This is a genomic window from Pleurocapsa sp. PCC 7327, from assembly GCF_000317025.1.
GTDB lineage: Bacteria > Cyanobacteriota > Cyanobacteriia > Cyanobacteriales > Microcystaceae > Hydrococcus.
Genome location: NC_019689.1, coordinates 2,525,109 through 2,544,341, shown reverse-complemented (window position 1 = coordinate 2,544,341; position 19,233 = coordinate 2,525,109). Strand labels below are relative to the sequence as shown.

General features: G+C 47.8%; 13 protein-coding genes, 1 tRNA gene and 1 pseudogene. 6 read left to right on the top strand and 9 right to left on the bottom strand.

From position 1 onward, the window contains the following. The first annotated feature begins 38 nt into the window (after positions 1-38). A tRNA-Arg gene (locus tag PLE7327_RS11315) sits at positions 39-112 on the top strand. Between the two features lie 379 nt (positions 113-491). Here PLE7327_RS11315 and alaS read toward each other — a convergent pair. After that, on the bottom strand, positions 492-3,125 hold the full coding sequence (gene alaS / locus PLE7327_RS11310; protein WP_015143967.1) for an alanine--tRNA ligase: 2,634 nt from the start codon (positions 3,123-3,125) through the stop codon (positions 492-494). Between the two features lie 364 nt (positions 3,126-3,489). Here alaS and PLE7327_RS11305 point away from each other — a divergent pair, with 364 nt between their 5' ends. Further along, on the top strand, positions 3,490-5,547 hold the full coding sequence (locus tag PLE7327_RS11305) for an FAD-dependent oxidoreductase (RefSeq protein ID WP_041393168.1): 2,058 nt from the start codon (positions 3,490-3,492) through the stop codon (positions 5,545-5,547). A gap of 35 nt (positions 5,548-5,582) precedes the next feature. Here PLE7327_RS11305 and PLE7327_RS11300 read toward each other — a convergent pair whose 3' ends face one another. Both PLE7327_RS11300 and PLE7327_RS11295 read right to left on the bottom strand, forming a co-directional pair. Continuing rightward, positions 5,583-6,113 (bottom strand): DUF937 domain-containing protein, encoded by a 531-nt coding sequence (locus tag PLE7327_RS11300; protein ID WP_015143965.1) that lies wholly within the window; start codon positions 6,111-6,113, stop codon positions 5,583-5,585. Positions 6,114-6,156: 43 nt separating this feature from the next. Continuing rightward, a pseudogene (locus PLE7327_RS11295) lies at positions 6,157-6,681 on the bottom strand (SDR family NAD(P)-dependent oxidoreductase); the annotation flags it as partial. 105 nt (positions 6,682-6,786) lie between these two features. Between PLE7327_RS11295 and PLE7327_RS11290 the strand changes: the two are divergent. Then, positions 6,787-7,179 (top strand): helix-turn-helix domain-containing protein, encoded by a 393-nt coding sequence (locus PLE7327_RS11290; RefSeq protein ID WP_015143963.1) that lies wholly within the window; start codon positions 6,787-6,789, stop codon positions 7,177-7,179. 98 nt (positions 7,180-7,277) lie between these two features. Here the strand turns inward: PLE7327_RS11290 and PLE7327_RS11285 are convergent, their stop codons facing one another. From PLE7327_RS11285 to xrtO, 4 genes are all read right to left on the bottom strand, one after another. Continuing rightward, positions 7,278-8,777: a carotenoid oxygenase family protein gene (locus PLE7327_RS11285; protein ID WP_015143962.1), complete on the bottom strand. Its 1,500-nt coding sequence runs from the start codon at positions 8,775-8,777 to the stop codon at positions 7,278-7,280. Next, entirely contained in the window at positions 8,774-10,243 is a 1,470-nt protein-coding gene (locus PLE7327_RS11280; RefSeq protein WP_015143961.1) for a folate/biopterin family MFS transporter, read from the bottom strand. The genes PLE7327_RS11285 and PLE7327_RS11280 overlap by 4 nt, the downstream gene beginning before the upstream one ends. Before the next feature lie 339 nt (positions 10,244-10,582). Further along, positions 10,583-13,231 carry a TIGR02921 family PEP-CTERM protein gene (locus PLE7327_RS11275; RefSeq protein WP_015143960.1) on the bottom strand — a complete coding sequence of 883 codons (2,649 nt, stop codon included), beginning with the start codon at positions 13,229-13,231 and terminating at the stop codon, positions 10,583-10,585. A gap of 4 nt (positions 13,232-13,235) precedes the next feature. Then, on the bottom strand, positions 13,236-14,747 hold the full coding sequence (gene xrtO / locus PLE7327_RS11270; RefSeq protein ID WP_015143959.1) for an exosortase O: 1,512 nt from the start codon (positions 14,745-14,747) through the stop codon (positions 13,236-13,238). Positions 14,748-15,041: 294 nt separating this feature from the next. On the opposite strand from xrtO, the gene PLE7327_RS11265 reads away from it, so the two are divergent. From PLE7327_RS11265 to PLE7327_RS11255, 3 genes are all read left to right on the top strand, one after another. Beyond that, the gene (locus PLE7327_RS11265) at positions 15,042-15,275 is read left to right on the top strand and encodes a hypothetical protein (protein WP_015143958.1); all 234 of its coding nucleotides are present in this window, start codon (positions 15,042-15,044) and stop codon (positions 15,273-15,275) included. Further along, positions 15,272-16,300, top strand: coding sequence for an amino acid ABC transporter substrate-binding protein (locus tag PLE7327_RS11260; protein WP_015143957.1), 1,029 nt, complete (start codon positions 15,272-15,274; stop codon positions 16,298-16,300). The genes PLE7327_RS11265 and PLE7327_RS11260 overlap by 4 nt, the downstream gene beginning before the upstream one ends. A gap of 272 nt (positions 16,301-16,572) precedes the next feature. Further along, entirely contained in the window at positions 16,573-17,745 is a 1,173-nt protein-coding gene (locus tag PLE7327_RS11255) for an amino acid ABC transporter permease (protein WP_015143956.1), read from the top strand. Positions 17,746-17,751: 6 nt separating this feature from the next. Here PLE7327_RS11255 and PLE7327_RS11250 read toward each other — a convergent pair whose 3' ends face one another. Beyond that, a complete protein-coding gene (locus PLE7327_RS11250; protein ID WP_015143955.1) occupies positions 17,752-18,267 on the bottom strand; it encodes a diheme cytochrome C in 516 nt (171 codons plus the stop codon). Positions 18,268-18,275: 8 nt separating this feature from the next. After that, positions 18,276-19,196, bottom strand: coding sequence for a MoxR family ATPase (locus PLE7327_RS11245; RefSeq protein WP_015143954.1), 921 nt, complete (start codon positions 19,194-19,196; stop codon positions 18,276-18,278). Positions 19,197-19,233: the final 37 nt, after the last annotated feature.

Below are 19,233 nucleotides of genomic sequence, written 5' to 3'. Positions count from 1 at the left end.
AATCTTGTGATAGTATGATTACTGTTGAATGAAACCAAGGGCTTGTAGCTTAGTGGATTAGAGCGTGTGGCTACGGACCACAAGGTCGGGGGTTCGAGTCCCTCCAAGCCCGTAAGAAACAAATATAATACCTTAAAAGCAAGAAGCGCGATCGCTGAGAAGATTTTTCAGAAAGCACTCTTCTCAGGAGAGGGTTTTATCTGCCTAAATAGAAAGAGTACGTCCTTTATAATCAGTGACCAGCTGTTCAATCCACTGGTCACTGGTTATCCCTCTTTTGTTAAGTTTTCTTTTTTCCCTAACTTACGAACAGGAAATTAATTACAAGAACAGTTGTTGAGAATGGTGCAAGATCTCAGTTTTAATGGACTTATGCTATTAGCCAAGAAATAAATTTCTTGGCGAGATTTTAATGTTTACTGGTTATGGTAAACAAGATATACAGCTTCAACAATTTGGAGTAAGGTAGACAATATTGCCTACCCTACGGATTACTGCAAGCTTTCAACTAACTGTTTCCTGGCAGTTTCTAACGCTTCTTTCAACTTACTCGGATCGCGTCCGCCAGCTTGAGCTAAATTCGGTCTTCCACCGCCGCCACCGCCACAGATTTTGGCGATTTCGCCGATGAATTTACCGGCTTGTAGGTTCTTATCTTTATTCACTTTTTGACTAAAAGCAGCAACTAAACTGACTTTACCTTCTTCAGGAACGGAACCTAAAACAACAGCAGCTTCGCCGAGTTTTTGTTGCAATCTTTCGGCAGCAGTTTTCAGCGCATCAGGATCGATATCTCCCATTTCTGCAACTAAAACCTTATACGCGCCGACTGACTCTGCTTGTGCTAATAATTGGCCGGATTTTGCGATCGCGAGTTCTTGTTTGACAGCTTCTAATTGCTTGTGAGTCGCTTTTAATTCTGCTTGTAAACTGGTGATGCGATCGCTGATTTCTTCGGGTTTAACCTTAAAGCGATCGCTCAACTCTCTAACGATTTTATCGCGCACGTTTAGATATTCTAAAACCGCAGGACCAGCAACCGCTTCTATCCGCCGGACTCCAGAAGAAATCCCAGTCTCCGAGACAATTTTAAACAGTCCGATTTCTGCGGTATTTCTCACGTGAGTTCCACCGCACAATTCCATCGAAACGCCGGGAATATCGATGACTCGGACTTGTGCGCCATATTTTTCCCCAAACATCGCGATCGCGCCTTTGGTTTTTGCTTCTTCTAGCGGCATAATAGAAATCTGAGCATCGTGCGCCTCAGCAATCCAAGTATTAATTTGTTCCTCGATTTGTTGTAATTCTTCCTGAGTTAAAGCACGAGGACAGTTAAAATCGAAACGCAAGCGATCGAAGGCGACTAAAGAACCCGCTTGAGAAATCGAATCATCGACGATCTTTTTCAGCGCCGCTTGCAATAGGTGGGTTGCGGTATGATTGGCTTGGGCGCGACGACGACAAGCGCGATCGATTTGTGCGGTGACGGTATCGCCTATCTGGATAATACCCCGTTCGACGCGACCGAAATGGACAAAGAAATCCGATTCTTTTTGGACATCTTCAATACGGACTAATAAATTTTCTCCAGTTAAATAACCTCTATCGCCAATTTGTCCCCCAGACTCTGCATAGAAAGGCGTTTTATCGAGAACGATTTGAACTTGCTCTCCTGCTTCTGCTGCTTCGACGGTTTTTCCGTCTACTAAAACAGCTTCGACTTTGGCAGTCGATTGAGACTGAGTATAGCCAACAAATTCAGTCGAATGAATATGTTCTGCCAGTTTATCTAGGCTACCTTGTACGGTGAGGTCGATGGTTTTGTGAGATTCTCTGCCGCGTTGGCGCTGTTTCTCCATTTCCCTCTCAAACCCTTCTACATCTACAGTTAAACTATTTTCTGCGGCGATTTCTTGAGTCAGTTCTAAAGGAAAGCCATGGGTATCGTATAACGTAAAGGCATCTTCGCCAGAAATCTGTTGTTTTTCTTTCTGGAGAATTTCTGTAAGTAGTTTTTCTCCTTTTTCGATAGTTTTGAGGAAAGCGGACTCTTCTCGTTGCAGTTGACCTTTAATATCTTCTTCTGTTGCGATAACGTTAGGATAAACGTCTTTAGCCAGCGCGATCGCAACTTCAGCAACTTGAGGTGTAAAGACGCCTTCGATCCCCAGCGAGCGTCCGTGACGCACAACTCGACGAATAAGGCGACGCAATACATAACCGCGACCGATATTCGATGCGCTAATCCCATCGGCAATCATATGGACTACAGCGCGAATGTGATCGCCAATGACTTTTAGAGATACTTTGGTTTTCTCGTCTGCTTTTGAATAATCAATCCCTGCAATCTCCGCCGCCGTTTTAACGATGGGGAAAATTAGATCGGTTTCATAGTTATTGGGGACTTGTTGCAGGATTTGCGCCATCCTTTCTAGTCCCATTCCCGTGTCGATGTTTTTGCTTTGTAAGGGAGTGAGATTTCCTTGTGCATCGCGATTATATTGCATGAACACCAGATTATAGAATTCGATGAAGCGACTGTCGTCTTCTAAATCGATGTTCTCGTCTCCTAATTCTGGGTGAAAGTCGTAATAAATTTCCGAACAGGGACCGCAAGGACCTGTAGGGCCCGATACCCAGAAGTTATCGTCTGCCCCCATACGCTTGATCCGGTGGGGAGGAATGCCGATTTTATCGTGCCAGATAGCGAATGCTTCGTCATCTTCTTCAAAGACGCTGGGAATAAGACGTTCTGGCGGCAAACCAAAGACTTCGGTAGACAGTTCCCACGCCCAAGCGATCGCCTCTTCTTTAAAATAATCCCCAAAGCTAAAGTTGCCCAACATCTCGAAAAAGGTATGATGTCTGGCAGTGCGTCCTACATTTTCGATATCGTTGGTACGGATGCATTTTTGGGAGGTGGTGGCGCGAGGATAGTCCGGTGTCTTTTGACCGAGGAAGATTGGTTTAAACGGTAGCATTCCAGCGATAGTCAGCAATACCGTCGGATCTTCTGGAATAAGAGAAGCGCTGGGTAAGATTTTATGCTGTCGCTGTGCATAGAAGTCTAGAAATTTTTGTCGGATTTCGCTACCACTAAGATACTTGGGCGTATAAGACATTGGCTTTACAAGTCAAGAGAATTCCTGCAATATCTACTATTTTGGCACTTGTGCAAAGGTTGGAGAGAGGCAACGGAAAAGTTTAACGCTATGTAAGAGGACATCCCAAAAGTCCATTTGGTCATTCTCAGTGCAGGAGAGCATAACGAAAAATCTCTGTTTGGAGTTGGTATACTCAGATGTTGAGCGGAGCGAGCGCTCCGCTCAACATAACATTCTAGACTTTTGGGATGACTTGTAAGAAAATAGGCAATCTTTTCACAATCTAAATTGCATTAATTTAGGGAACAGAGATCGAGGAAAAGCGATCGATGAGTACTGAAGATTCGATAATAAAGTACGAAACATAGATAATTACTAGATGATGTTGAAAAAGATTGTCAGTCATTGGTGGCGGAGTGTTATTTCTATTCCCGTGAGTCTAATTGTTTGGGAATCGATGTCTCCACTAACTCTTGCTGCGCCGCCGAGAAATCCCGACCAAACGATAGAATGCGAGATCTTGGTTGTTGGCAGCGGACTAGCGGGAACGGCAGCAGCTTATGAAGCCTTATTGAAAGGAAAAACCGTTTGTTTGACAGAAATTACCGACTGGGTAGGAGGACAAATTTCTTCTCAGGGAACCTCTGCCCTAGACGAACGTCAAACCCAGCGAGAACGTCTCTTCTATCCTCGCGGCTATCTAGAATTAAGAAAGCGGATCGAAGAGAAATACGGCAAACTCAATCCTGGCAATTGTTGGGTTAGCGAATCCTGTTTTCTTCCTAGCGACGGTCATCAACTATTGATGGAACAGTTACAGGATGCCGCCCAAAAGGGCGAAGGAACGTTGAAATGGTTTCCGACCACCGTTATTAAAGAGTTAGAGATCGGCAAAGTCCCGAATGGGGGAACGGGGGAACAAATTAAGGGCGCGATCGCCATTCAACATAGCCCTGCCGAAGGCGCACCGCCTCTCAATAGCGAACCCCTCTCGAAAACTATTGAAGATGCCTATCGCTACGACAATTCCCCCCGCTTCAAGAAAACCATCATTCGCTTCGTTCCCAAAGCTTCCAACCAACAAAAACCCGCTGACTGGTACATTATCGAAGCGACTGAAACCGGAGAAATCGTCGGTCTAGCAGACGTTCCCTATCGCTTGGGCATCGATCCTCGCTCCTATCTAGAACCTTCCTCCTCTAGCGCGACTGCCGACCCCTATTGCACCCAGGGATTTACTTACACCTTCGCCATGGAAGCGACCGAGGAATCGCAAAAGCATGAGATGCCCCCATTTTATCTCCAGCACGCCCCCTACTTCAGTTATGAATTAGAACGTCTAGCCAACTTCAATTTAGTTTTCACCTATCGACGCATTTGGAGTCCGCAAGAAGGACAATCGGAAACATTTGGCGGCATTACCTTTGATGCCCCCATGCCTGGAGATATTTCCATGCAAAACTGGACGTGGGGCAACGATTATCGTCCGGGAACCTCTCAAGATAATCTCATCTACACCCGCGAACAACTCAAAGCAACCGGACAATTAACCCCTGGCGGTTGGATGGGAGGATTGCGGACAGAAACCCTCCGCAGAGGTGAAGACCACGCCTTAGCATACTTTTACTGGCTGGTGATGGGAACGACCGATTCTCAACTGGGAGATGGCGTGAAAAAACCCAATCCCAATAATCGTTTCCTCGCAGGATTGGATTCTCCTATGGGAACGGCACACGGTTTGTCTAAGTATCCCTACATGCGCGAGGGACGACGAATTTTAGGAAGACCTTCCTATGCCTATGCAGATGGTTTCTCGATTACAGAAATCGATATTTCCCGCCGCAACTATCAAGATGACTACTATCGCCAAACCCTATCCCCCGAAACTTATCGCCGTCTGCAAGCGACTTTAGCGGGATTAGAAGGATTAGATGTCATTGGCGGCAAGGTTTCGCCCGATGCCGTCAAGCGGCGCAAGCGTTCTACTATTTATCCCGATTCGGTGGGAATCGGTCACTACGCGATCGATTTCCATCCCTGTATGACTCAATCACCCCCAGAAGCCCCCGGAAATACGGAACGAGAAGGAGAACGTCGAGGCGCAGGACAAGCTTATCCTTTCCAGATTCCCCTGCGGGCGATGATTCCCCAGAGAATCGATAATTTGTTAGTGGCAGGAAAAAGTATCGCTGTCAGCCACATTGCCGCAGCAGCCTATCGAGTCCATTCCTTTGAGTGGTCGTCGGGGGCGGCAACTGGTATCACAGCAGCGTTTGTGCTAGATGATGGCAAAATTTTGCCTTATCAGCTAGTTGACCAAACCCCGATTATCAAAGAGAGAAAATTACTCGAACTCCAGCGTTTATTAAATAAAAGCGGTAATCCGACTGCTTTTCCAGATACTTCAATATTCAATGAAAATTGGGATGAGTGGCAGTAACTGGGGATTAGAATGTTGTCCCAATCCCCAATCTCTTAACGATTCAGAAAGCGGCTGGCAAACGAAAGGGCATCTCCGATATCGACATCTCCATCGGAATCGCTATCTAAAAAACTGCTGAGTACCGAATTCCCGGCGGGCAAACCAGAGGCAGCACTAGCTTGCTTGCCCGATTGCAACAAGTTCAGAATCACTGGAACGATGAGTGGCAGCATAGATTGAATAGTATCTGCGTTTAAACCAGTTTTTTGGGCTGCATCTTGGGCGATGTGTTGCTGCTGTTGTGGGCTAAATAAGGCTTGCACGGCGGCTGGATTTGCTTGCGTACCGCTAAATTGGTCGAGGATGGCTGATATTTGTTGGGTACCGCCTGCTGCCTGTTGCTGCTTGAGTGACGAACGAACGTAATTGCCGACAACCGATGTAACGGTTTGGGCAACGGAGGGATCGACCCCTTTACTGCTAGCGAGTTGTTGCACTACACCTATAATCTGACCGATTTGGTTGGTGTTGGCTTGTTGATTGGGATCGTTAATGGCGTTGATAACTTGGTCAAAAAGTCCCATAATCTCCTCGATTTTAAGTTTCTTCCGAATGATACTAAAATATTCGGGTATATTGCAGTGCAGCCGCTTTTGTTAAGCCCTCCACGGCATATTTACTCGCAGTATAGAGAGGGACACTCGGCATCGCAACTACACCAAGAACAGACGATGTATTAACGATCGTGCCATTGCCCTGACGCAGCATTTGCACGATCTCATGCTTCATCGACAACCAAACACCTTTTACATTAACATTCATAATGCGATCGTATTCAGAGTCCGGTTGGTCAATCAGCGAGGTATTCTCGCCATAAGTTCCCGCATTATTAAACGCAATATCCAGACGACCAAAAACTTCAACTGTTTTGTCAACCATTATTTTGATATCTGATTCTTGGGTGACATCTGTTTGAATAAACAATGCTTCTCCGCCAGCATCTTTAATTATTTTGACTGTCTCTTCCCCTTGAAGCGATCGACGACCAGCGACCACTACGTTGGCTCCTTGCTGGGCGTAAGCGATCGCCGCCGCCCGACCAATTCCAGAGGTTCCACCTGTAACGATTGCGACTTTATTTGAAAAAATCATCATACTGAAATTCGCTTGATTGAGTGCAATTTCATTATCAACGGGCTACAATCTAGAAAATAAGTACATACTTGAAAGTGCTATACATACCCAAAAGTGCGTGAGATGATAGAACCTCAATCTCGACCTTGTGTCTTAGACCAAACATCTGATGTTCGTCAGGTGCTCGATCTGATTGCTGATAAATGGACGGCCTTAGTGATTCTGTCGCTATCTAGGAACACAAGACGATATGGTGAATTGCACCGTGAAATTGGCGGAGTGTCTCAGAAAATGTTGACTCAAACCCTACGCAATCTGGAAAACAGCGGGCTGATTCATCGCAAGGTCTATCCGGTTGTACCGCCAATGGTGGAGTATTCCTTGACTCCTCTAGGTGAAACGCTGGTAAACCCCCTTAAAACTCTCTGTAATTGGGCTTCAGAACATTTTCATGAAGTGGAACTTGCCAGAGCAGAAGCAGTTGATAGCAAGAAGCCCGATCCAGTTATCGCTTGAACGTTAAAGCCGCGATAGGGATATGCTGACAGTTACAATGCAAACACGATCGCCGTCCGCTGAAGCGCGTGGCGTTATCTTAACTTGATAAATACTCTCTAATTCCCGAAAGTTGATGCACTCCAACTACCATGCAAACCGTAGGGAATATGATGCGTCAGATGCACTCGTGTAAGGGGAGCTTTATTTAAATCTTGTCCGTCGAGGATGACTACATCCGAGCAATGGCGACTGGAATTGTAAACTAGAGTTAGCACCCAACCTTCATCGTCCACTTTAGCATCGGGTCGAGGAACGAAAATAGGTTCGCCAACATAGCCTTTCGGTGCAAACGAGTGAAGTTGACGTTCTCCGGTTTGCCAGTCGATCTTGAGAATCGCTTGTAGGGGTGCATTGCCCGTGGCATCGTGCGCCGCACCGAGATATAGATAGCGATAGGAACGCCCCACTTTGTCGGGATGGACGGCTGGAAACTCGCAGCAACGACTTTCCAGCATTTGGCGCTGCACTTTTCCATCCTTTAGGTTCAGGGTAAATCGCCACAATTGCCCTGGTGCGAGGGCATCAAAATCTACTTCTTTGTAGCTAACATCGGGATTGACCTGGGGTAAAGACTCATAGCAGATCGAGTCAATGCAAATGCGATCGCCCGACTCAAACGCATTAGCATGGTGAAACACAAAACCTGACGGCGTTTCAAAGGTTTTTACTTCTTGGTAAGGCGCAGTCCGAGGAATAACGATAATATGAGTCGATCGCCCCGGTTGAAATTGGACGCATTCTCCTGCACCCCGAAATCCGAAGAGAAAGGGAAGGGGATTAAAGGTCACTGGATTTTGAAAGAAAATGCAGTAGTGTGGCGTAATGGCAAAATCGTGCATAAAAGAAAAGCCCGGAATGCTGTGGGCGTGGCGGCGCAGGAGTTTGCCCTGGGGATTGAATTCGTAGATGGTAATCTTACTCGAAAGCCCTGTTTTCACCGAGAAATTGACCAAACAGGGTTCGCCCCCATCCGCTTCGCAACTGGGATCGATGCAAGGATGGGCAGAAAAAGCGTCCCCAGGTTCTAAAACTCCATCCAAGTAGTCCAGTCCCAACGTTTCCAGCGTAGCGGGATCTAGGCGATGGGGTTCGGCAGCTTCCCACAGAGCAAGTAATTTATCCCCCCAATAGATAACGTTAGTGTTGGCAATATTTTTAAGTTTGAGATCGAAGGCATTGCCCAACCAGCCGCCAGGTTTTTGGGTGCCGAAAACGCCGCGATACAAGATCTTTCCTGCCTCTCGTTCGGCGACATAGCCTTCTGTACGGACGAAGCGGTTGCGAAAATGGACGCGACCGTTTTGAAAGGTAATAGCGCTTACCATTCCATCGCCGTCAAAGGGATGTCGAAGGGGAGTCCCGTGAATATCCAGCAATCCAGGTCCGTTGCGAAATAGCGTTCCTTCTAGATCGGCAGGAATTTCTCCATCAATGTCATCAACCCAATAGCTGTATTCGTTGGGCTGAGATTCGTATCCTTTTTGCCAGTCTTGACGATTGTAGGGCTTTTCAGAAGAATTGGGAATGGTGAATTGGGAATTGAGAATTGATATCATCCTTCTTCTTTGGTGGTAACGAATTCTGGAACTAAGTCGGGCATAAAAGGCTGTTCTACGATCGCGCCTGTCGCATGATGTTCGTAGACTTCTGCTAGTGGTAGGGAGCGATTTATCGAACCTTCAGAAGTCGATTCTTGCGGGTCGCCTTTTGGCAGCCAGTGGATAAAGGGTAAGGGAAGGAGAGTCGAGAGATTAGTAATTAATACCAACAACCACAGCTTATCGAAGTTATTTTCCGTGACTCCCAACCAGTGAGTAAGTATAGCTCCCAGTTCTTGAGATAATAAGCCTGAAAGATTCCAAACCGACATCAGCAAGGCAAACAGGGAGGCTTCTATGCCAGGAGGACACAGGCGTGCCGAAAGCACCAGAACGGGCATGAAGGCGATTTGTCCGATGACGGTAAGGATCAGGCTATCTCCCAAACTGAACCAGCGATCGTCGATGCCCAAAGCGCGGTTAGCATGCGTCACTAAAAGCAGGCTGGTCATTCCCAACAGGGTAGAAATGACGATACTCCAGCCCAAAATTTTCCGAAACGGAACGGTTTTCAAGAAGCGTTGAAATAGCCAAACTCCCAACAGAGTAGCCAGACTGGTAACGAGGCGCACGCGCCCTAAAAATTCCGGTTCAAAACCGAGTTCGTTGGTTGTAAAAAAGAAAAAAGCCGAGTCAGCGCTGGGAGTCGCCTGCCAGAGGAAGATAAAAGCAGTTGGCAAGAGAATGGATTTTTGAGCGATCGCTCGCCACAATTGCTTGATTTGGTGCCGTATGCCTGGCGTTTCCGTTGCCTTCTCAGATTCAGAGCGATCGCGGCGATTGACTTTTTCTTCGGCAATTAACCAAGCTACGGCAGAGACTAGCAGCGGAAAAGTGGCGGTAATGCCAAAGACAGTCCGGCTGCTAAAATGCTCTAGCAGCAAACCGCTCAAGTAAGCCGTCACCAATCCGCCCAAGGCTGAAACTCCCCAACTGAGCGATTGCAGAGAACCTGCTTGCCCCAGAGATTCTTTCCTCGCCCGTTCTACGACCAGGGAATCGACAATCACGTCGCTGATGGCAATGGATAGGGAAGCCCCCAGAATCGCTGCCGTCGCCGCCCAAGGACTGTTGACGACCGTGGCTAGCGCTCCCCAGGCAAGTGCGCCTAGAATGCCCGAAAAGACGAGATAAGAGCGCCGACGATAGCCAAACAGCGGCAAGCCATCAGACAGAAAGCCAAACACGGGTTTGATCGTCCACGGTAGGGCGGCAACGCCTACTAGGGCTGCCACTTGAGCGGGACTAAGACCGAGGTCATCTTTGAGAAAAAAGCTGACTGCCAAGCGCGACAAGCCAAGAATTCCCTGAACGAAATAAACGCACAAGATGGCAATCAGCTCAGGGGTTGGCTCGTTGCCAAAAAGAACTTTATTTTTCAAGAAGGTTTTGAACCGCTCTAATTGAGAATCGGAAACAACCATGAATATTGTTAAAGATTTATTACTTTTTATATCATAGATAACTTTACTGGGATTGTCTGTCATTTATCCTTGATTGACGGTGGCGAACTCCCAAAAATCTCCTTTTGTTAATTTATGTTTATTAAAGAGGCTTCTACCTTTAGATAGATTGCGATCGCTAAATTATTTGAAGCGGTATTTTATAGGCTGAATTTAGTCAATTTAATTTTTGATTTTAAAGGGATTAAAAAGATTATTTCTGGAATATGAAGGTTTTTAGGAGAGAATTCTAATAAATATACTCTCTCCTATCTCCGCATGGACAGATTTGAAAACTGCCTCTTGTTAAATACTCGCTAATCAAGCATTATTGCATCCTCGCTGTCTCTGACGCTGGTAGACAAACCAAAGACAGATCGCTCCCGCAATCATCAGCAACCATTCGGCAGGTTCGGGAACGGCTGAGACAGTATTCAAAGAGCTAGGAGAAGGTAATTGTTGGTCTTCAATTTCTCGCTGGAAGCGATCGCTCCTCTGTTCTGCCTGCCGCAGGGCTTCTTGCTGGCGAGCGTTTACCAGCACGATCGCTGACGAGTAGGAAGTCACAATTTCGTACTGCTTGGCGATCGCGTGGATAGCATCTAACTCCCGAACGTCATCGGGTTTGGTCGTTCGGCTCAAGTGCGCGATCCACTGTCGCGCCGCAATAGGACTGAATCCCTCGACTGGAGACGGTGGTTCGCTAGTTTTCTGCAAAAACCAGGCATAGCCATCGACTAAGTTGATGGCAGACTCGCCCAAACTAGGTTGCGTACCCAGTCGCCGCACGACCTCTTGGACTTGAGTGGCAACGCCGCCGCCGCTATCCTGGATGGCTTGAAGTGTCGCATCGTCGTATGCGGGTTGGAGTCCGCCCAGATGGACTAGCCACAGAGGAGCGGGCATTTGTAAGACCGATTTGCTATCTTGGGTCAGTTCGTAGCTACCCGAATCCGTAAGGATCAGAATGGCATCGTAAGCCCTATCGCCGCGCAAAGCCAAGAACTGCTCCAGCATTTCTTTGGGTTGCAGGGTTCCATAGAAGGTTGTTTGATTCGCTGCGAATTCCGGCAAGCCATCCAAACGTTTGGGTTGGGCTGGTTTGGTTGCCGTTAGATAAAGATCGGCTTGGTTGTGTTTGAGAACGTTATCTTTGAGCCAGCGGAAAGTCTCAACAGTTTCCTGACGATGGCGATTCATGCTGTAGGAACCATCGAGAATGATGGCAAACCGTTGATTTTGAGGAAGGCGATAGGAGGAAGCGAACGGTTTTGCGAGAACGCGATCGCCATCGGGTAAAACGACTTCGTGGCTAACAGCTTGCGCGTTTTTTGCCCTCAAAGTCGCGGGCAACCAGCGATCCCCAGCTCCAACTATCTTGCCATCGACAATTCGTTTCGTTTTGGCTGTCCAGAAGATATTGCGCCGTTCGAGGAGTTCGGGCAATGCCCAACCCGCATCTTGCTTCAAGACTTTGTAAGTCAACCATAAATGCATTTCTCCCTGTCCTAACGGCGGAATGGGAAAGGCGCGGAGTCGGTATTGATGGGGACCAACTTGTTCTAGGAGAGCCGGATCGACGCGACGGCTGACTTCATTGTTATAAATCTCTTGAGCCGCACCGCGCGGAGCAATTTGAAAGACGTATCGCTTGGCACGATCGCGCGTTTCGCCCAACCACACGCCCGTGACGACGGCGCTTTCGGGCAAGGAAAAGTAGTAGAGAATTTCTTCCTGGTCGAGGGTCTGGTTGCGGTAGACTTCGTAAAGTTCCACATCTGCCCAGTTCCCTTGAGGGTTGACGGTAATTTCCTGCTGGGCTAACCAAACCCGCTCTTCGTTAATGTCTAACAGTCCTGCTTTTGCCTCGCCTCGGTTGAAGGTAGACTGAAGCGCCTTCTGAATTGCCGCTAGCTCTCCGCGCATAATCGGCGTATCGAAAAACTGGGCATACAGTTCGGCTGCTTTTGCCTCGTCTGCTTCGGTTCCCTGATAGGCAAAGGGAGCAGTTAAGGCACTGTAGAGATTTTGTAGGATTTGGGCAGATCTGTCGGAGAAGGCAAAGGTGTTACGGTAGATGTCGTAGATGTGGCGATCGCTCTCAAACCAAGGATAGCGGTATTTCGCTAGGTAGGCGTTCAGCAATCCCCGTCGAATCGCCTCCGATTTTTGCACTAACGCTTGACGAGCTTGTTCGGTTTGCGGAGGGGTTTGCAGCAAAGCAAATGCCTGATGTTGGGGCTGATGGGCGACAGCAATGAGAATTCCCAGCCATCCGGCTAACACGGCAACGATAAATCCCCCGACTAGAAAATTGCCGTGGCGGTTGGCAAGTTGTTTTAGGTTCTGCTTCCAGGCTAGCAAGTAAGCGATCGCCATACCAATTGGGAGCGTACCAAATCCAATCGTTAGGATGCCAAGGGGAAACAGATACAACAAAATAATCAGGATGACGAGGATAAAACTAATGAAGGGCACTGCATAAAATGCAGATATTGTCAAGAGGTAAAGAGCGATCGCCAGCATCACCGTCTGCCCTGCCAGATGCCACCAGTTAGCATTGCTAGAGTTGGAACCCCTCGCGCTCAAGAGCCAGTGGGTAAATGCCAGCGTCCCTAGCAGTCCACTCGCCAGTAGTAAGGTTGTGAAGGGCGTTAAATCGCGCAACCAGAAAAAGCGAGCCAGACACAGAATCAATAGCGGCGCTTCTACGCCGTAGAATAAGTGAAATAGGGATATCGATCGCTTTTGTTTGGGGATTGCGCCGATCGCGGTGCAGGTGGTTGGAACCCCCACCAATCCGACGAAAGGAATCAGGAAATTCAAGGGAACCTTTCCGGCGATCGCATCGGCGATAATGGCAGGGGCTAAAAAGGGTAAGAATCCCAGATAAACGATTAATAGCAGCGAGCCGTTGAACAGCCAGAAAAGAACGCGAGACAATTGGTTAAATTGAGTTGGCAAGTTCATCGCTTTATTCCTCCAAACGGCGATCGATAGCCTGGTTAAGACTGGCAATTAGGGTTTGCACTGCCGAATCGTCGGGACGGCTAGCGCGATCGAACAGAACCGATACCATCACCCAGATCGGTTCCCGACGGTTCATTTCTCCCCACAGACGAACGAGGTATTCATCGGTGGTTCGCTTGGATGACTGAAACCAATAAGCAGCCGATCGCTCGCCATTATTGAGCGATAACCAGCGTCCGAGCGTATCGGGGGCGAGCTGCCGCCGCTCCATTTTATCGACTTGAAATCCGCTCCCAAGCAAGCACAGTTCGGGCGAGTGGTGCGCTTGCCAGGTGGGGCTAAATACCAGGATCGCCGATCCAGAAAGCCCTCGTACCTCAAATCGCAGCTTGTGAGCCTCTACGCCGGGATAACCCTGAAAAAAATCTTGCTCGTAAGGACTCGGCGAGATCTCCTGCGTTGCGATTGACGATGGCAGTTGCAAGTCTGCTAGAATTAGCGATCGCGCCGCGATCGATGGAGGCTGGGGCAGCAAAGTCAACGCGAGAACGCAGATCGCGACGAGGGCTTGAGGAACTAGGGATTTAAAATTTTTCTGCTTTTGAATTCTCGATACTTCTTCAGTTCGTTTTTCCGAGCGCTGTTTGGGCACAAACCGCAACAATCCCCACGCCAACAAGCAGCAGGAAAGAAAACCCATTAAACCCAGAGGAATATGTAGCATATTGGCAATTTCTGGCTGTTTCAGTCCATCGACGAGGATGACTAACGCTAGCACTCGCACGATGTTGGCAAGCATCAACGAAACCAGATTGACGATGCTAACTAACAGCCAGCGGATATCAATGCAACGACCTTCTAAGCATGTTAATGCCAGCAGGAAGAGGGTTCCTATCCACAAACTTCTCAACCCGCTACAGGGCAGATCGACTTGGGAAATGCCATTCTCCAAAACGATGATGTCTTGGGAAGAAAGGGCGGAAACGTTTGCTCTTGCCAGGATAAATTCAACGGCGCGAGCGGTAAGCATGCGGACGGGAAAACCTAAACCCGTACCAAACTTAAGGCAAAATGGCAGGAGAGTTGCGATCGCGACGGCGATCGATAATCTTCTCTGCCAGATCGCACTATCTAAAAATAGCCCCAATAGACCGTAGCTGCCCAGAATAAAACAGATTGCTGGCAACCGATCCAGGTCGAGAAACCAGCGAAAAGCATTGGCGGCGATCGCGCTGCCAAACATCAACGCCAGTGGCAAGGGACGCAACACCGGAACTGCCGACCAACGAAGCTGTTGGCGGTGCCGTATCCCTTGCACGCTAAAAAATAACCCCGCCAATCCGAGCAGGACGAGGTTAAATAAACTCATCTCCCGAACTGCCCGTGCCAACCATTGCAGCGTCAGCAAGTTTAGATAAAGCCAGCTCAGCGCGATCGCGCCACTGACTGCGATACCACTCCATAACCCGCGCCCCGAACTGGCATTGCAGCCAATCGAGCTTTCTTCATTCGTCATAATACTCCTCGGCGGTTATTGCCAAAACCGTCGCTTAGACCTAAGTTATGCGCTCGAGCGACGGAACATTCAAATAGCCCTATCTGCTCAATTCCTTTGGTTTACTGCCACCCCTCTTATGCAAAACTCATACCATTTTGGATTTTGAAAGGTACTTCTAATGGGCGTTTTAGAGATCTATCTGTCGCCAACATTTTTTAAACCGAGATCGGGTAGATAGTAAAAGCAGAAACTCGAACTTGTATCGTCCCAGACTTTAAGAGACAATCTTTGCAATAGCGATCGAATAAATAAATGTCCGATAACACTGGTCTTTTAACCGATCTCCGCCAGCAGTCTGAGGCTGTATTCCTAACTGCGCAACCTATTCCCAGAATTAGGAGGGCATTCATAGAAGCCTCTCGACAGCTAATCGAGCGCGTTAAGCGAGTTCAGCATATTTCTATATTAGATTGGTCAAAAGCCAGTCTCTGTAAAGATTTTGCAAAGATTATGGAGGCGGCGCTCCTCGCCGAAATTTCTCAATGAAGAAATGGCGTTTTCTATTGATAACCTTACTGCTTGCCTCGTCCCTAAGCGCTTGTGCAGGAGGCGAAGCAGAGAGTGAAAGTCGCTTGGAAGTCGTGAAAAACCGAGGGACTCTCATCTGCGGAATCAACGGAGACGTTCCAGGATTTAGCTTCGCAGATGAAAAAGGCGAATACTCCGGTATGGATGTCGATTTATGTCGCGCCGTTGCTGCGGCTTTATTTGACGACCCTAAAAAAGTTGAATTCCGTACTGTCAGCGCCCAAGAACGATTTACGGCGGTACAAACAGGAGAAATTGACATACTCAGTCGCAATACAACTTGGACAATTAACCGAGATACAGCCGTTGGTATGGAATTTGGACCTACCCTCTTCTACGACGGTCAGGGGATAATGGTTGCTAAAGTAAGCGACATAACTGGAGCAAAAAACCTAGAAGGAAAATCTATTTGCGTTCTTTCTGGAACGACAACGGAACAAAACCTGGCAGATTGGTTGCGCAAGGAAGGAGTAAAGACTTATACTCCCGTTACCTCCGATAATGACGATGCTCTTTTTACCGCTTACGAGCAAGAACGTTGCGAAGCCGTTAGTGCCGATCGCTCCAAACTGGTTAGTCGGCGCACCCTGCTGCCCAAACCAGATAACCACGTGTTGCTAGACGCGGAGATCTCAAAAGAACCGTTGGGACCGGCGGTTGCCGATGGTGACTCACAATGGTTTGATGCGGTTAAATGGATTACCTATACGCTCATCCAAGCGGAAGAATTTGGCATCAACTCTCAAAACTTGTCCAAATTTCAAAATAGCCAAGATCCCAACATCAGACGTTTCCTAGGTCAAGATGGAAAACTGGGCGAAGAGATGGGATTGCCCAATGATTTTGCCTCTCGCGTCATCAGACACGTCGGCAACTATGGCGAAGTCTACGATCGCAACATCGGCAAACCTTTCCAGCTAGAACGCGGACTCAATAACCTTTGGACAAAAGGCGGACTAATGTATTCGCCACCTTTCCGTTAGGAGACTGGGGAACTGGGAGGAAGTGGGAGGGTGGGGAGAACCGGGAGTGTGGGGAGTGTGGGAAGTGTGGGGGGAGACGGGGAAATGGGGAGACAATTAACCACTAACCACCAACCACTAACTACTAACTACTCCTCAATCCTTGCATCCAAAATCAAAGGACTAATGACAAAGGACAACTGACCAATCCCCAATCCAAAATCCGCCGTTCTCCCGGAAGCGGTTCCGGGAGCGTGCGGCAGCTTCGCCAAAATCTAAAATCCTTTCATCCAATGACCGATAATGAAAAAATTCCTTTTTGGCGGGACGATCGCTTCCTAAAAATCCTTGTTCAGATAGTAATCGTCTTCATTGTCGTTACTATCTTCGTTATTCTGGGAAATAATCTCGCTCGTAACTTTCGCCGCAGGGGTTTAGATTTTAGCTTGGCATTTCTATTTGATGCCGATCGCCCCGCTTCTTTTAAAATTGGCGATTCCCTCATCCCATACAGTCCTACAGATCCCTACTTTCGTGCTCTTTTGGTAGGTTTGCTCAACTCGTTGCGAGTGATGTTAAGCGGGATTATTCTTGCCACCATCCTCGGTATTACCGTTGGCATGGGCAGATTATCGGATAATTGGCTAGTGCGAAAAATTGCCGCCGTTTATGTAGAAACATTTCGCAATACGCCTCTGCTATTGCAACTTTTTTTCTGGTATTTTGCCATTTTTCTCAGATTGCCGAAAATTGACAATCCACTCGTCGTTTGGGATTCCATTTTTCTCACCAACCGAGGAATGCAGATTCCTTTTCCGGCCGGAACTTTACAGACCTGGCTATCTTTAGGATTTCTGGTTTTGAGCGCCATTTTAGCCGCTATTATCTGGCGCAAACAAACCCAGGCAATCGTAGGACAAGGGTCGTCAGGACGAGTTTTCCAAGTGGGATTGATTGGGATTGCGATCGCTGCCATTCTTACCATAATTTTCGGTCTCGATTGGCAGCAACCTCAATTCGATCGCGCGACTAATAGTATTGAAGGAGGATTGAGCCTTTCTTCTGAATTTGCCGCCTTGACGTTCGGACTGACAGTTTACACGGCGGCATTTATTGCAGAAGTGGTTCGCGCGGGGATTCAGTCCGTAGGCAAAGGACAATGGGAAGCAGCGAGGGCATTAGGACTAAAACCCTCTCTAATCATGCGTTTGGTGATATTTCCCCAAGCCTTGCGGGTCATGATTCCGCCCCTAACTAGCGAATTTCTCAACTTAGCCAAAAATTCTAGTTTAGCGATCGCCGTTCTCTACAGCGATATTTACGCGGTATCTTACACGATTTCCAATCAAACGGGAAACGCTGTAGAAATGTTGCTAGTCGTTATGGCGACCTATTTGATTTTTGACTTAATTATTGCTTCGCTCATGAACTGGTTCAACCGCTCGGTACAAATCAAGGAAAGGTAATCGATATTAGGGCGCATCTTGCCATTCAGGGGTCAGGGTACGATAGTCAAATTGAGCCACTCCTGGATGACATTTAACGCAAGCATCGGCAGTAACGGGTTCGGAGAATTGAACTCTGGGATGAAGTGCCTTGAAATAACGGGATTGCTCTATCAGCAAAGGAATGGGTTCGTTTGTTGTTAAGGGACGGGAATAAGCACTCAAGTAATCCCAGATTAGAAGTTGGGTAATCCTAATCAAATTCGTCAGCGATCGACCGTAATGGTCTTCAGGGTTTTCTAGAAGTTGTTTCCAGGTTTGCGTTGGCATAACTTCTGGAGGAATGGCGATATGACAGCCAGAGCAATTTTCTAAATATAAATCTCGTCCGTTTTCGTAGCGACTGGGAATCGGATCGAGGGCAAATGCCATTCCCCACCCCAGTCCGACGCACCACAACGCGGTCGCCAATAACAAAATTAACGGCGAAAGAGCCTTTATGGTTTTGTGTCGAATCAGTTTTTGTCGAACTAAGTTGAACATTTGGTGTTTCAAGTGGCAACGATTTCCACCGGGATGGTACGCAGCAACCTTTCGACAATTGTCTTGGCTTGTCGTCCGCCTGCGGGAATAAGACGGTGCGACAAAACGTGAGGTGCTAGCAATTTAACATCATCAGGAATAGCATAATCTCGTCCCTCTAGGAAAGCCAGTGCCTGAGTTGCCTTTTGTAAAGCGACGGTGCCTCGCGGACTCACTCCTAACGTAATTTCGTCATCGCTGCGGGATGCTCGCACCAAATTGAGCATATATTTCTGTAAATCTGCGGTCACTTTTACCTGACTGACGAGATGTTGTAATTCTAGAACGTCTTCTAGGGAAATACAGGGTTGCAGTTCGTCGGTGCCAATTCTCTGGCGTTGTTTTTGCAACATTTGCAGTTCTTCTTGTTCAGTCGGATAGCCCAGACTCAGAGAAAGGGTAAAGCGATCCATTTGTGCTTCTGGCAAGGGAAATGTCCCTTGATACTCGATGGGGTTCTGCGTGGCAATGACAAAAAAGGGTTGGGGAACGGGACGGGCTGCGCCGTCTACCGTTACCTGTTTCTCTTCCATCACCTCTAGCAAGGCGGACTGGGTGCGGGGGGTTGCTCGGTTGATTTCATCGGCGAGCAGAACGTTAGCAAAGGCAGGCCCTGACAAAAATTCAAATTCTCTCGTATTGGGATTCCAAATATTCGTTCCCGTAATATCAGTTGGCAGCAAGTCTGGGGTACATTGGATGCGCTGGAAGCGACCGTTAATCGATCGCGCTAAGGATTTTGCCAGCAGAGTTTTACCCACTCCAGGAACGTCTTCCAAAAGGGCATGACCGCCACTCAGCAGGGCGACTAATACTAACCGAATCGCATTCACTTTTCCGACAATCGTGCGACTTAGGTTTTCGGTCAGCGTGTCAATTTTTTCTCTCATAGTAATCGTCAAATTCTAATTATTAACTAACTTTCCC

What these genes read in the sequence shown, in the direction of transcription:
- alaS (WP_015143967.1), bottom strand. Translation starts at nt 3,125, where the DNA reads ATGTCTTATACGCCCAAGTATCTTAGTGGTAGCGAAATCCGACAAAAA.
- PLE7327_RS11305 (WP_041393168.1), top strand. Translation starts at nt 3,490, where the DNA reads ATGTTGAAAAAGATTGTCAGTCATTGGTGGCGGAGTGTTATTTCTATT.
- PLE7327_RS11300 (WP_015143965.1), bottom strand. Translation starts at nt 6,113, where the DNA reads ATGGGACTTTTTGACCAAGTTATCAACGCCATTAACGATCCCAATCAA.
- PLE7327_RS11290 (WP_015143963.1), top strand. Translation starts at nt 6,787, where the DNA reads ATGATAGAACCTCAATCTCGACCTTGTGTCTTAGACCAAACATCTGAT.
- PLE7327_RS11285 (WP_015143962.1), bottom strand. Translation starts at nt 8,777, where the DNA reads ATGATATCAATTCTCAATTCCCAATTCACCATTCCCAATTCTTCTGAA.
- PLE7327_RS11280 (WP_015143961.1), bottom strand. Translation starts at nt 10,243, where the DNA reads ATGGTTGTTTCCGATTCTCAATTAGAGCGGTTCAAAACCTTCTTGAAA.
- PLE7327_RS11275 (WP_015143960.1), bottom strand. Translation starts at nt 13,231, where the DNA reads ATGAACTTGCCAACTCAATTTAACCAATTGTCTCGCGTTCTTTTCTGG.
- xrtO (WP_015143959.1), bottom strand. Translation starts at nt 14,747, where the DNA reads ATGACGAATGAAGAAAGCTCGATTGGCTGCAATGCCAGTTCGGGGCGC.
- PLE7327_RS11265 (WP_015143958.1), top strand. Translation starts at nt 15,042, where the DNA reads ATGTCCGATAACACTGGTCTTTTAACCGATCTCCGCCAGCAGTCTGAG.
- PLE7327_RS11260 (WP_015143957.1), top strand. Translation starts at nt 15,272, where the DNA reads ATGAAGAAATGGCGTTTTCTATTGATAACCTTACTGCTTGCCTCGTCC.
- PLE7327_RS11255 (WP_015143956.1), top strand. Translation starts at nt 16,573, where the DNA reads ATGACCGATAATGAAAAAATTCCTTTTTGGCGGGACGATCGCTTCCTA.
- PLE7327_RS11250 (WP_015143955.1), bottom strand. Translation starts at nt 18,267, where the DNA reads ATGTTCAACTTAGTTCGACAAAAACTGATTCGACACAAAACCATAAAG.
- PLE7327_RS11245 (WP_015143954.1), bottom strand. Translation starts at nt 19,196, where the DNA reads ATGAGAGAAAAAATTGACACGCTGACCGAAAACCTAAGTCGCACGATT.